12 protein-coding genes are annotated in these 12,817 nt (G+C 61.1%); 6 read left to right on the forward strand and 6 right to left on the reverse strand.

Going from position 1 to position 12,817, the window contains the following annotated elements:
• The first annotated feature begins 342 nt into the window (after positions 1-342).
• On the forward strand, positions 343-1,158 hold the full coding sequence (locus VHD36_14175; protein HVU88464.1) for a class I SAM-dependent methyltransferase: 816 nt from the start codon (positions 343-345) through the stop codon (positions 1,156-1,158).
• Between the two features lie 32 nt (positions 1,159-1,190).
• Positions 1,191-2,093 carry a glycosyltransferase family A protein gene (locus tag VHD36_14180; GenBank protein HVU88465.1) on the forward strand — a complete coding sequence of 301 codons (903 nt, stop codon included), beginning with the start codon at positions 1,191-1,193 and terminating at the stop codon, positions 2,091-2,093.
• A gap of 67 nt (positions 2,094-2,160) precedes the next feature.
• Here VHD36_14180 and VHD36_14185 read toward each other — a convergent pair whose 3' ends face one another.
• The 4 genes from VHD36_14185 to rfbC all read right to left on the reverse strand — a co-directional run bounded on the left by VHD36_14185 (position 2,161) and on the right by rfbC (position 6,195).
• Entirely contained in the window at positions 2,161-3,321 is a 1,161-nt protein-coding gene (locus VHD36_14185) for a sulfotransferase (protein ID HVU88466.1), read from the reverse strand.
• Positions 3,322-3,861: 540 nt separating this feature from the next.
• Entirely contained in the window at positions 3,862-4,623 is a 762-nt protein-coding gene (locus VHD36_14190; GenBank protein ID HVU88467.1) for an ABC transporter ATP-binding protein, read from the reverse strand.
• 58 nt (positions 4,624-4,681) lie between these two features.
• Positions 4,682-5,464, reverse strand: a complete 783-nt coding sequence (locus tag VHD36_14195) for an ABC transporter permease (GenBank protein HVU88468.1) — start codon at positions 5,462-5,464, stop codon at positions 4,682-4,684.
• A 128-nt stretch (positions 5,465-5,592) separates the two neighbouring features.
• The gene (gene rfbC, locus VHD36_14200; protein ID HVU88469.1) at positions 5,593-6,195 is read right to left on the reverse strand and encodes a dTDP-4-dehydrorhamnose 3,5-epimerase; all 603 of its coding nucleotides are present in this window, start codon (positions 6,193-6,195) and stop codon (positions 5,593-5,595) included.
• 321 nt (positions 6,196-6,516) lie between these two features.
• Between rfbC and rfbB the strand changes: the two genes are divergently transcribed.
• Genes rfbB through VHD36_14215 form a run of 3 tightly spaced genes read left to right on the forward strand, consistent with a single transcriptional unit; the run spans position 6,517 to position 9,003 of the window.
• Complete coding sequence (gene rfbB, locus VHD36_14205) at positions 6,517-7,584, forward strand: dTDP-glucose 4,6-dehydratase (protein ID HVU88470.1); 1,068 nt, start codon at positions 6,517-6,519, stop codon at positions 7,582-7,584.
• 2 nt (positions 7,585-7,586) lie between these two features.
• The gene (gene rfbA / locus VHD36_14210; GenBank protein ID HVU88471.1) at positions 7,587-8,507 is read left to right on the forward strand and encodes a glucose-1-phosphate thymidylyltransferase RfbA; all 921 of its coding nucleotides are present in this window, start codon (positions 7,587-7,589) and stop codon (positions 8,505-8,507) included.
• Positions 8,508-8,541: 34 nt separating this feature from the next.
• Positions 8,542-9,003 (forward strand): hypothetical protein, encoded by a 462-nt coding sequence (locus tag VHD36_14215; GenBank protein ID HVU88472.1) that lies wholly within the window; start codon positions 8,542-8,544, stop codon positions 9,001-9,003.
• Between the two features lie 249 nt (positions 9,004-9,252).
• Here the strand turns inward: VHD36_14215 and VHD36_14220 are convergent, their stop codons facing one another.
• Both VHD36_14220 and VHD36_14225 read right to left on the reverse strand, forming a co-directional pair.
• Entirely contained in the window at positions 9,253-9,852 is a 600-nt protein-coding gene (locus VHD36_14220) for a PEP-CTERM sorting domain-containing protein (GenBank protein ID HVU88473.1), read from the reverse strand.
• A gap of 86 nt (positions 9,853-9,938) precedes the next feature.
• Complete coding sequence (locus VHD36_14225) at positions 9,939-10,580, reverse strand: PEP-CTERM sorting domain-containing protein (protein HVU88474.1); 642 nt, start codon at positions 10,578-10,580, stop codon at positions 9,939-9,941.
• 1,012 nt (positions 10,581-11,592) lie between these two features.
• Between VHD36_14225 and VHD36_14230 the strand changes: the two genes are divergently transcribed.
• Complete coding sequence (locus VHD36_14230; GenBank protein HVU88475.1) at positions 11,593-12,774, forward strand: efflux RND transporter periplasmic adaptor subunit; 1,182 nt, start codon at positions 11,593-11,595, stop codon at positions 12,772-12,774.
• Positions 12,775-12,817 lie beyond the last annotated feature (43 nt).

Genomic DNA, 12,817 nt, shown 5'->3' on the forward strand with positions numbered 1-12,817 from the left:
ATGCGAGCAGCCGGCAATGCGCCGCAAGTTTGTAGCCCATCCTCGCGAGCGAGGTCAACACGGATTGCTCGTTCCGTTGCTAGCATCGGTCAGCCGCGCGGAGGCGTCGCGGACCGTCCTCCATTGCCAGCTTCCAAGGCGATCTGTTACGTTGCCGTCCGAACGACCGATGGCGGTTCGGGATGCCTCGGTGGGCTGGCAAGTTGCGGGGGCGCCACGAGTTCACAGGCCCCCGAGTCTTGGGGCCATGAGGAGAACCGCCGGTTTATGCATTCTCAAAGGCGCGTGGGCGATCGGTCGACGTCCTTACCTTCGCAGCCGAACGCGCACGACGGGCCGCATGTGTCGCACCTTGATTCTCCGGTTGGCACGCCGCATCTCGGCGTCACGGACTTCGCCGCGCCTGCGGAGGCTGAGGCGACGCGTGGCCGTCAGACCCACCTGGAATTCCTCCGCGCGCTGCACGCCCGGCTTGCGCCACGGTTCTATCTCGAGATCGGCATCCGGCACGGCAACAGCCTGGTCTTGGCCAATTGCCGGGCCCTGGGCGTCGACCCCGCTCCCGAGATCGGCGCCTTGCTCGCCGCGACCATACAGGTCGTTTCTCAAACCAGCGATGATTTCTTTGCGCAGCGTGCCGACGATCTATTGTCCGCAGGTTTGGACCTGGCCTTTATCGACGGCATGCACTGGTTCGAGTTTGCCCTGCGCGATTTTCTGAACATCGAGCGGCGCGCGCACCCAGGGACGGTCGTCGTCTTCGACGACATTTTTCCTGGGCACCCTTGGCAGGCCGCGCGCGACCGTCGCACGCGCGTGTGGACCGGCGACATCTGGAAAATCGTGGTCTGTTTGCGCAAGTACCGCCCTGACTTGCTTTTGATTCCCTGCGACACGTGGCCGACCGGCATGCTGCTGGTGCTCGGACTTGACGTGGCGAACCACACCTTGTCGCGCCAGTACGACAGGCTCGTGCAGGAGTTTGTCGAACTCGATGATGGGCACATTCCTGCCTGCGTGCTTTCGCGCCAAGACGCCTGGGCGCCTGATGATCCTCGAATCGGGACACTGCTCGCGGATGTTCGCGAAGCGCGTGAGTCCGCCAACCCACGTTCGGCCATTCAAACGATTGTGGCGGCGTTTCGCGCCGCGGTTTGAGCCAAGCATTCAACGCGAGAGATTTCCGACCGATGCAGCCCTTGCGCCTTTCCGTGATTGTCGTTGCCTATAACATGGAGCGCGAACTGCCCCGGACGCTTCGCTCGCTTGGGCCTACGATGCAATTGCGTATCGCGCCCGAGGATTATGAAATCCTGGTGGTCGACAATGGTTCGTCGCCGCCGGTGGATATCCGTGCGTATTCCGCGTGGTGCAGGAATGTCGAGATTATGCGCATCGAAAACCCGCGCATTTCACCGGCGGGCGCCATCAACAAAGCGCTTCGGCGCGCGCGAGGACAGTTGATCGGCGTGATGATCGATGGCGCACGCATCGCGTCGCCCGGCTTGCTTGCCAACGCGCTGGCCGCGGCGCGGCTCTGCCCGCGCCCCGTGATCGCCTCGCTCGGCTTTCACCTGGGACCGGAGGTGCAGATGCAGAGCGTCGCCAAGGGGTACAACCAACAAGTCGAAGACGGCCTGCTCGCGAATGCTCGCTGGCACGAAGATGGTTATCGGTTGTTCGATATCTCGGTATTCGCGGGCTCATCGGCGGCGGGCTGGTTTCGACCGGTCTCGGAATCGAACGCGTTGTTTTTGCACGCCGCCGACTGGCAAGAACTGGGCGGCTTCGACGAAGGCTTTGCCGCGGCCGGTGGCGGACTGGTGAATCTCGATACCTACGTCCGCGCGTGCGAATTGCCCGACAGCCAGTTGATCGTTCTATTGGGCGAAGGGACCTTTCACCAGGTGCATGGAGGTGTGGCAACTAACGCGAGCACGTCGCCGTGGAGTGAATTTCACGCTGAATACATGCGACTGCGCGGCAAAGAGTTTTGCATGCCCGTGGCCGAGCCTTGGTACTTCGGGCAGGTTCGGCCGCAGGCGCTCGATTCGATCGCGCGATCAGCCGAGATGGCCAGGCCCACGCGCTAGGAACCGTGAAATCCTCCGGGGCTGGCTGCGTTCTGTAGCCGTGGCTCAACTGTCATCCGCACCGGATTCAGGCACAGAGTTCTGCCGGTCCCCCCTGGGATTCCGCCTCTTCATTAATCTCGATGGTGCGGCCCTTCCGTCTCGCTGATCCGGTCGCTGACGCGCGCCGAAGAACATGGTATGCGGGTCGCAGGCCAGGTATACGACCCAACCACCGGCGTATCACGGTGCTGGGCATACGCGATTGCAGGTCAAACAGTCGCTGCTCGATTTTCGTGCTGTATTCGATACTGCGCGTCAGCCGTTCTTCGAGGGCTGCCATGCGCTCGAGGCTCGCCGCGGCCGCACGTTCCAACGCCTGCATGCGGCGGGTTTGCATTTGCTGCGCCGCGTTCACCTGCCGTAGAACCTCGTGCAGCGTCTGCTCGCGCGACACGGCGATGTTCTGCTCGCCGAGCAAGGGCTTGTCTGGTAACGAATCGCTAATGACGGAAATGGGCGGTGTCCAGGCGTCCGTTTGCGCTCCGAGCGACGCTCGCGACATGTTTACCAGCTTCTCGTAAAGGGAAAGCGCCTCGGTGCCGACGAGTTCTCGATCGTCAACCCGATTGTGGCAAAGATATGGGTTGAATAGCGCGGCGGTTTCGCAGTTCCAGCGCAACTGCAAGTGCTCGCACAGGCGCTGCAAGTGCGCGTGCACGACAGCCTGCGACTGGTCGTAGGGGAACCAGAACACGTGTTTCGCGGTCGCAACATGCCGCAAGAGATGCTGGTTATAGATCGTCCACAACCGCAGTCCTTCTTCGAGGTCGAGTCCGTCGCGCACGGCAAGGCTTTGCGCCACGGCCCACGGGTGCCGCACGCACGCCAACAGGGCATAGTCCGGCAAATGCCGTTGCCAGGCTGGGAAGGTGATCGTAGTGCGCGGATCCTTCCAGCCAAACAGCGGCCGCGCGGCGAACTGCGCCAACAGGCGGCTCATTCTGTTTTCGCAATCGGTATTCCAGGCAAGGCTCGCCGGCACATTCTGCCAGGTGCCGCCCGACTGTGACAATATTTCGTCGTTGATGGCCACGACGTCGCGGGCTTCCCAATGGCCGATCAAGTTGCTCGCCATCGGTTCGGTGCAGTAGTTCTCACCCAAGTACACGCCCAAGTGGTGCAGCATGCGCGTGACACACGAGGTGCCACTGCGATGCATTCCCAGGACCACGAGGCAGCGGCTCATCGCTGGCCCCCCGGCGCAGGCTGTTTGCACAAGCTGAGAACAGCGACGCATCCTGGCATCGCTGACCGCAGCGCGCGCAGAAAAAGACCACAAACGAAGGCGTGGCGCGCTGGACAGATGCCGAAGTGATTCGGTCGATCGCTGGGGCAGAAAGTCACGGCAGTTCGGGCCTGTGGTACGCGTACGGTGGATCGCTACGCTTTTGCCCCGCGCTCCGTCTTGGCCGCATCGACGCCAGGCGTCAACGCTTACCCGAACTGCCATTCGACGTGGCGGCAAGATATCCCACCTGTCGCCTGGGGAACAAGACCGGATCAGCCGGGCGGTCGTCTGCCATTCGGCATAGGCGCGTTGCAGGCACTGCGACCTGCGGCCGCCGCGACGAGACTAGCAGCCTGTTGAAGAACTCAACGGGCTGCGACATCGCAGGGATGCGATGGCAAAATATCGACGTAAGTCGTTATTTTGCGAGTCGTGCGAAGCTTTGCTTCGCACTTGGCAAGGTTGAAAAAAGCCACGAGGGCTTTTTTCAACAGGGTGCTAGGCCGCCTGCGTTCGCGCGGCCTGCGTGGCCTGCTCGGTATAAGCAGCGATGACCTGCGCCGTCGGTCCAGCCAGGCGAATCGTGCCGTGGTCGAGCCATAGCACGCGGTCGCACAGTTGCGCTAGTGACGACATGTCATGACTGACGATGACCACGGCCCGAGCGCTTGCTATCAGTGCTTTCATCCGCGCGCGGGCCTTGGCCTGAAACTCCATATCGCCGGCACTGAGCACCTCGTCGACGATCAGAATATCAGGCTCGATCGAGGTCGAAATCGAGAAGGCCAAACGCACCAGCATGCCGGCCGAATAGTATCGCACCGGCACGTCGAGGAACCGCCCCAGCTCGCTGAAGTCGGCGATCGGCTGCATCTTGGCGCGGATCGAGCGAGGCGTTTCGCCCAGCAGATAACCACGATACTGGATGTTCTCCCAGCCGGTGGCATCCATTTCGAAGCCGAGCGCGATGTCGAAAAGCGAGCTGATATGGCCGTGTACCGTGCGGCGCCCCTCGGTGGGCGGATAGACGCCGGCCATGAGCTTGAGCATGGTGCTTTTGCCGGCGCCGTTGTGGCCAATGATGCCGACCCGTTCTCCCTCGCTGATCGACAGGTTGATGTTGTTCAGCGCTTTGACCAGAAACTGATTGTTCGCGCGGCGGCGGAACATGCCGCTGAGCAGGTATTCCTTGAAGCTGATTCGTCCATGCTGCCGCACGACGAACTGGAGGCTCACATTTTCCAGCGAGATCAAAGTCATGGACCGCTCTGGCGAAGTAGCCTCGGGCGAAATGGAACGCGCGACCTGGCTGCGCTTGTTACAAATAAAAGATCATCTTCCGTTCGAACCGTGACAGCAGCAGGCACGCGGCACCGGCTGCCACGGCCGCCGTCAACAGCGCGGCCCCATAGGCCGAAACCGGCGGCAGCTTGGCTTCGATCAATGGCGCCCGGATCAGTTCCAAGTAGGCCGAGATCGGATTGAACACGAGCACCCAGTTCAAGCCGCGCTCGCGCAGCACATTGGCCGGGTACATGATCGGCGTGACGTAGAATACGACCTGCAGCAGCACCTGGATCAAATGCTGAATGTCCTGGAACAATACGTTCAGCACGCCCATGCACACGGCCAGCGACCAGGCCAGGATGAAGAATAGCGCCAGGCTGGGAACCAGGCTCACGAGCGCCGGCACGTTGCTAAATCCGTTCAGACACCAGGACAGCGCGAGCACGACGACCAGGCCGGCCAGCAAATGAATGCTCGCCCCCAGCGTGGTGCGCAAGGGATAAATTGCCAGCGGCGCGGGATGCTGCCGGATGTACGACTCACCCTGCAGGAACGATTGGCACCCCTGCGTCATGACCGATGTCAGGAAGTTCCATGCCGTGAGCCCTGCTAGCAGATACGGCGCGAAGGTTCGCACGTCGACGTTGAAGAGCTTCGCAAAGACCGTACACAGCACGATCGTCATCGACAGCGGCAACAAGAGCGACCAGCCGAGCCCCAGAATGGAATGCCGGTAGCAGCGTTTCAAGTCGACGCGCACCAGCGCCAACCAGAAATGCCGCAGTCGCCAGATTTCCGCGACATAACCGGTCACGTATGCTCTCTTTCCGCTCAAGGGGTGTCGCACCGCGTCAATTACTTCGCTTGCGCCGCTACCGCAGGCAGCTTTATCGCACAGATTGGGATCAAATTCGCACCGGTCGCGAGGCACGCCGCCGCGGCTCACGCCGCGTGCGAATGCACACGAGTCCCAAAGCTTGTGTCGGCGAATTCCGCATAAGAAGGGAGACTGCCCGTCGCCAGGTCGTGCAGCCGGGGCAGCCGCGCGTCCTTGGCCGACAACGTCGGTAGCGCGAGCGGCCAATCGATCGCCAAGGCCGGGTCGTTCCAGGCGATGCCGATCTCGCATTCCGGACGGTAGAAGTCGCTGCACTTGTACGCCACGAGCGCGGTGGCCGAGACCACGCAAAAACCATGCGCGAAGCCGGGGGGCACGTACAGTTGACGGCCATTTTCCAGCGACAGATCAAACCCGATCCAGCGGCCGAAATGTGGCGAGCCGACGCGCACATCCGCCACGACGTCGAAGATTTGTCCCGACAGCACATAGACCAGCTTGCCTTGCGGGGCCGGGTATTGCAGGTGCAAGCCACGCAACACCCCGCGCTTCGACCAGGACATGTTGTCCTGCACCATGTTCGTGGGCAGGCCCAAGTCCTGATAGCGCTCCTGGTGCCAAGTCTCGAGGAAGTAGCCGCGCTCGTCGCGGAAGGTGCGCGGTTCGATCAACAAGACGCCCGGCAGTTTGGCGGAGATGGTCTTCATGCGTGCTAGCAGTGGGTTGGATAAGGCTGGCGTTTTAGCGCGGCGTCTTTCTGCCAAAACGCTCGAACAGCGTCCAGAGCAGTTTCTATGTTTGGGGGCGGCCGGCGGTCGATTCGTAGGCCTCTTGCCCTGGATCGTGACGCGACTGCTATCGCCGCTGTAGCAGAGGCCAGCCAGCGATCTTGTCGATTGTGCGATTTCGCTGCTATAACGCTGCCCCCGCAATAAGTTTCGTCGGCGCGCCCCTACTTCACGCGCGACAACGAAACGCCGATCCAGAAACGTAACAGGCGCGCCGGTCTTGGTCGGCGCGAGGCAGCGATGGCAACGGTCTTGGTTACAGGCGGTGCTGGCTTCATCGGCAGTTGCTTTGTCCGGCAATGGCTGGCCGAAGAAGAAGATCCGCTCGTCAATCTCGACAAGCTGACGTACGCTGGCAATCTCGATTCGCTCGAACCGGTCGCCGGCCATCCGCGCCACCTGTTCGTCGAAGGGGATATTGGCGACCGAGCGCTTGTAGCGCGATTGCTCGAACAGCATCGCCCGCGCGCGATCGTCAACTTTGCCGCCGAATCGCACGTCGATCGCTCCATCGACGGGCCCGCCGAATTCGTCCACACCAACGTCGTGGGCACGTTTCAACTGCTCGACGCCGCGCGCAGCTACTGGAATGCTTTGTCGCCGCGCGAGCGCGGCGCGTTTCGCTTTCTGCAAGTATCGACCGACGAGGTTTACGGTTCGCTCGGCAGCACGGGGCAATTCACCGAGACGACGCCCTATTCGCCGAATTCGCCTTACTCGGCCAGCAAGGCCGCCTGCGACCATTTCGTGCGTGCTTACCACCACACGTACGGCCTGCCGACCTTGATCACGAACTGCTCGAACAACTACGGACCGTACCAGTTTCCCGAAAAGCTGATTCCGCTGATGATCCTCAACGCCATCGAGGGAAAGCCGCTGCCGGTCTATGGCGATGGGCAGCAAATCCGCGATTGGCTGTACGTCGAGGATCATTGCCGTGCCATCCGCTGCGTGCTGGCCGGCGCGACGCCAGGCGAAACTTACAACGTCGGCGGAGACTGCGAACGCGCGAATCTCACGATCGTCGAGCGAATCTGCATGCTCGTCGATCGCGAGCTTCCCAAATTGCCGCATGCGCCCTGCCGTTCACTGATTACGCACGTGGCCGATCGGCCGGGGCATGACCGGCGCTACGCCATCGACGCCAGCAAGATCCGCCGCGACCTCGGCTGGCAACCGCGGCAAGATTTCGAATCCAGCCTGGCGCTGACCGTGGATTGGTATCGCAACAATCGCGAGTGGGTCGAGCGTGTCACCAGCGGCTCGTATCGTCGTCAACGTCTTGGTCTTTTGCGCGCGAGTGCCTGAATATGCCGACTTCACACTGTCCGAAGGGCATCATCCTCGCCGGCGGGTCCGGCACGCGGCTCTATCCGGTCACGATGGCCGTTAGCAAGCAATTGCTGCCGGTCTACGACAAGCCGATGATTTATTACCCGTTGTCGGTCCTCATGCTGGCCGGCATTCGCGAAGTGCTGCTGATCTCGACGCCCGAGGACATCGGCAATTTCGAACGCCTGTTGGGCGACGGTAGCCGGCTGGGTATCGAGATTCGCTATGCCGTGCAACCCAAGCCCGAGGGGCTGGCCCAAGCCTTCATCATCGGCCGCGAGTTCGTCGCTGACGATCACGTGGCGCTCGTGCTGGGGGACAATATCTTTTACGGCCACGGCCTGCAGAAGATGTTGGCCCGCGCCGTCGCGCGGCCGCAGGGCGCCACGGTATTTGCTTACCAGGTGCGCGATCCGGAGCGTTATGGAGTGGTCGAGTTGGACGCGACGGGCAAGGCTCTGTCGCTTGAAGAGAAGCCGGCCCGCCCGCGCTCGAACCTGGCCGTGACCGGATTGTATTTTTACGACAACAAAGTGCTCGATATCGCGGCCGGGCTGAAACCCTCGGCACGCGGTGAGTTGGAAATCACGGACGTCAATCGGGCCTACCTTGAACAACACACGTTACACGTCGAAAGTTTCGGCCGCGGCTTTGCCTGGCTCGATACCGGCACGCACGAGTCGTTGATCCAGGCGGCCAATTTCATCGAAACCGTCGAGCAGCGGCAAGGTTTGAAAATTGCCTGCCTGGAAGAAGTCGCCCATCACATGGGATTCATCACGGCCGACGATTTGCTGGCCCTCGCCAAGCCGCTAAAAAACAGCTACGGCGACTATCTAAGGCATATCGCTGCCGACGCCGAAAGAATCCGCCGCCCGGCGCTGCGCGTGGCCGGCTGAGCAACCTAACACCAGCCCGAAGCGACAGCGAACCATGTGGGCCACTCTCAAGCGTCTGCTCCTGCTGTTCTGGGCCGTGTGGCTGGGACTGGTCGTGGTCTTCAACGTGGCCGATGCGCTCAAGGCCCTGGACGTCTTGCCGACCACGTTCGTGTGGGCATCGGGCAATTATGGCGCGATTCTGGAAGTGCTCGCCCCCTTCGATTTGCCTGATTGGTTTGCCGGATTTCTGTTCGGCGGAGTGATCGTCTGGGAAACGATCGGCGCGGCGCTTTATGCGCTTTGCGCTTGGCGCTGGCGTGCCGCCCGCGGCCGAGATGGACAACGCCTGCTGGCGATCACGTTCATGACCAGCCTTGGGCTGTGGGCCGCATTTCAAATCGCTTGCGAGGTGTTTCCTTCGGAGCTTGCTTATCGGCTGGGGGCCACGCATCGGTTGTTGTTCACCGAGACGCTTGCGACCTTGCTGGCCATAATGCTGTTGCCCGACGAGTGATGGTCCGTCTCTAAAAGGGCCAGATGTATGGCGGGTGACATCCGCGATCGGAAACCGAGATTCGCCGCACGCCGTTCCGCGAGAAGAATTAGTGCCGTGTAACCACTTCGGCTGGAAGTTGCCATGGCAACGCTCGCCATCGCGCGGGCCAGCGCAAAAAAAACGCCCGCGCCAGCGGCGAGCGAGGTCACCAACCTGGCGGGGCAGTGAGAGCGCGGTCCCGGGTGCGCGGGCCCACACGCAAGTCTCCTAGCGCGCTCTGAGCGAGTGGCGGCGGGCGAGCCATACGCCTAGGCCGCCGAGTATCGCCAAGGCAATCGTCGCAGGTTCGGGTGCGACTGTCGTCGTAATATGCGCGACGTTCGGACTGAAAGCGAAGCCGTTGTATAGGAATGTCGTGGCGACAGGCAGTTGCCCCACGCCCGGCACGTTGACATCACCCGCGAGCTGTGCCGGGCTCTCGGTGCTGGTGAATTGAAAGCCAGTTAAGGTGCCGCCAGGCGCGAGGCCACCGTTGAACGAGTAGAATTCGATGCCAAAGCCATCGGTGCCGCCAAGTGTCGAAGTGATCCCAATCCAGTTCGCGGGGGATACTGTGCCGGTCGGCGCGACAGACATGAAGTTCGTTTCTGGGCTGTCGAGCCAGGCGAACCAGAGCGTGTCGATCGCCAACGTGCCGGTGTTGTGCAACGTCAACGAGTAGGTAAACGGTGCGCTCGTTTGCTGGGTGCTAAGTGTGACGGTGCCCATGACGGCGGCCTGCGTTTGTGTCGCTAGCGCGCCGACGAGGCTAAAGATCGCGAGCAGGCGAACGGCCGTTCGCCGATTGCCCTGATACAGAAACGTCATTGTTCCTCTCTCCATGATGCCAGAATGATTGGTTGACAGCCCCCGTTGTGCGATCGCCCCCATAGAGGTGCCGCGGTGGGCGAGACTCAGCTTGACGTCATGCGCCGGTGCGCCGCACCGAGCACGCAGAATCCTGCGGCCACAAGGGCCATGCCCCAGGTCGCCGGCTCAGGGGTCGCCTTCACGACGAAGTTGAAGTCGTAGTTCGTCAACGCACCGAGTTGCTGAACCCAGAACGTGTACGATCCGGCGGCCAAGGGCGCGGTAAATCCCTGCGCGCCTGGGCCTTGCCCCATGCCGGGAAGGATGTCGAGGCCGACGTTGCCGGCGCCGGGGCCAAAATGCGTCCAACCCAATAAGTTGGCAACATTGGGGGCGGAGGCCGATTCGGTAAAGGTCGTTCCGTGTTGGACGCCGATGAAGCCTCGCTGATCCGTCGAAGTGAACGACTCGAGCACAAGCTGCGAAAGTTCATCGCCCGTCGGCACGTTGATCGTGAAGTAGTCGAGGTCGCTCGGATTGCCCACGACCGATCCGATAACGTCGTTGCTGCCGACGGCCACGGCAATTGCCGTCGGGGCGAGACGATCGTTGGAAAGATCACCATTAATCGATTCGTTCCACACCGTGGCGGCCGCAGTGGACGTGGCCGCGCAAAGGGCGAGCAGGCACGAGTTGAATGCGAGCTGGACGTGTTTTCTGGTCGCGGAGCTATGCAAAGTGTTCATGTGCTTTCTCAGTTGTCGATGATTCTCGGTCGTACAAACTGCCCCCTAAGCGCGCGGTACGAGCACAAACGATTCCGATCCGGTAGCGCCTTCCCGATAAACTCCGCGATCCGACCGCCAGCTCATCGGTCGATTGCCACGAAGATGTACAAACCGCATGTCATCCGTCGGTGGTCTCGCGCGGGGCGAGAACGCTCACGAGTGAATGACGACAAACGGGAAACTCGGCCATCCGGCCGAGGGGGAAGAGCGCCGGCCGCTTGGATCACAGGCTCAGGCGTCGCGAGAGGATGCGTGGATTAGCGTCATCCATCGTGGGGGTTGTTGTGCGGTCGCAGAGAATACGCCCCGAGGTAACGCCTGGATTGCCGATTATCGAAAAAAATAGCGCCGATGCGGAGATTGGCGTAAGTTAGCTGTTCTCGGCTAACGAGCCGAACCAGCGAGAATCGGCGCGAAGGGCACCGCGGTTGCTCGCCCAAATTGCAAAGGTCGCTCTCCTGGTCTTAAAACGAAGGTGGCCGCGATCGTTCGCGACTTGTCCGGCGAATGGCCGTTGCAAGGTCGCCCAGCGACTGTCGACCGCGTCACGCCACTTGCGATTGTCTTGAGTCGCCACACTGCCTTAGGAGCCACGGTTGGTTTCAAACGGAGTGCTGGCTGGTATCGGGATTTTCGGGGTTCGGCCGTCGGCGGCGGCAGAGAAAGGCCAGGTCGTTTAACCTCTTTTTTCGGAACGATTCCGACAGGACGCCGAAACGGGCCGGCGCGACCCCTCGATCCTGAATTCGATCCTGCCCTCGCCTGCGGAAGCCTCGCGCAGCGCATTCTTTGAAAACTTCTCAAGCCGCAGATTCGAGGCGCCCAAAGAGCGCTCCGAAATTCCAGGTGCAACCATATCGTATAAGGCGCAATTCGTCGGGGCGGTCGCCGGATGTCACCGGCTGGAAACCAGTCGCGAGCAGCATTCGTCATGAGTCCGATTTTCGGAGCAACAAGTGCGATGAAACCCATGAGCGTTGTCGTGCGGCGCCCCGTCATCCTCGGCCTGTTGATCGCCGCGCTCGTCCTTGGTGGCGTGATCGCCGTGACGAAAGTCACTGGGGTCGGAACGACGCTTGCGCGCTTGAAAGAGTTTGTCGAGGGCAGATTCAGTGCGAGTTCTCACCAGGACGAAGGGGACGCGCAGAGTGAGCAAAGAATCGTAGTGACCACCCCCAAAGTCGAGGACGTGACGATCACCGAGTCCTTCGTCTGCCAGATTCGCTCCCAACGTCACATCGAGGTTCGCACCTTGGACGGTGGATATATCAAGGCGATCGCGATCCACGAAGGTCAGGCGGTGAAGAAGGGCGACATGATGTTCGAGATTCTGCCCATCCTCTACAAGGCAAAGTTGGAGGCCGAAAAGGCAAAGGTCAGCGTCGCGCAACAGACATACAAGTACACCCAGCAATTGGCCGAGGACAAAGTCGTTTCCCAGAACGAGGTGTCACTCAAGAAGGCCGAAATGGAAGAGGCCGAAGCCAAGGCAAAGTACGCCGAGGCGGAATTGAACTTTACCGACGTGAAAGCACCGTTCGACGGCATTGTCGACCGCCTGTTGCAGCGAGAGGGAAGCCTGGTCAAGGAGGGGGACGTCCTCACTACATTGGCTGACAACAGCACGATGTGGGTGTACTTCAACGTGCCGGAGAAATACTACCTGCATTACATGGCCACCCGGAAAGAGCGCGAGGCCGACGACAAAATCGAGCTGGTGCTGGCAAACGGCGAAATCTTCCCGGAGCCAGGAAAAATCGGCGCGATCGAGGCCGATTTCAACAATGAGAACGGCAACATCAAATTCCGCGCGGATTTTCCGAATCCGCATGGCCTGCTGCGGCACGGTCAGACCGGCACCATCAAGATCCGCCGGCCCGTGAGAAACGCGCTGGTGATTCCGCAGCGGGCGACGTTCGAGTTTCTCGACAAGCTGTACGTGTGGGTCGTCGACGAAGTCTCGGTCGTGCATCAGACGCTGATCACGACCAAATTCGAATTGGAGGACATTTTTGTCGTCGATAGCGGACTGAAGGCGACGGACAAGATCGTTCTGGAGGGGGTGCGAGAGGTCGAGGACGGCCAAAAGATCGAATACACCTTTGTGGCTCCGGAAGAGGCCCTCAAGCACCAGAAGTATCACGCCGAGTAACGCCCCGGCGCGATCCTCGCCCCCGAACGCAAACAAGACAGAC

This window comes from Pirellulales bacterium (genome assembly GCA_035546535.1).
Lineage (GTDB): Bacteria > Planctomycetota > Planctomycetia > Pirellulales > JACPPG01 > JACPPG01.

Coding starts and splice junctions, on each gene's coding strand:
- VHD36_14180 (HVU88465.1), top strand. CDS start 1,191: ATGCAGCCCTTGCGCCTTTCCGTGATTGTCGTTGCCTATAACATGGAG.
- VHD36_14185 (HVU88466.1), bottom strand. CDS start 3,321: ATGAGCCGCTGCCTCGTGGTCCTGGGAATGCATCGCAGTGGCACCTCG.
- VHD36_14190 (HVU88467.1), bottom strand. CDS start 4,623: ATGACTTTGATCTCGCTGGAAAATGTGAGCCTCCAGTTCGTCGTGCGG.
- rfbC (HVU88469.1), bottom strand. CDS start 6,195: ATGAAGACCATCTCCGCCAAACTGCCGGGCGTCTTGTTGATCGAACCG.
- rfbB (HVU88470.1), top strand. CDS start 6,517: ATGGCAACGGTCTTGGTTACAGGCGGTGCTGGCTTCATCGGCAGTTGC.
- rfbA (HVU88471.1), top strand. CDS start 7,587: ATGCCGACTTCACACTGTCCGAAGGGCATCATCCTCGCCGGCGGGTCC.
- VHD36_14215 (HVU88472.1), top strand. CDS start 8,542: ATGTGGGCCACTCTCAAGCGTCTGCTCCTGCTGTTCTGGGCCGTGTGG.
- VHD36_14220 (HVU88473.1), bottom strand. CDS start 9,852: ATGACGTTTCTGTATCAGGGCAATCGGCGAACGGCCGTTCGCCTGCTC.
- VHD36_14225 (HVU88474.1), bottom strand. CDS start 10,580: ATGAACACTTTGCATAGCTCCGCGACCAGAAAACACGTCCAGCTCGCA.
- VHD36_14230 (HVU88475.1), top strand. CDS start 11,593: ATGAGCGTTGTCGTGCGGCGCCCCGTCATCCTCGGCCTGTTGATCGCC.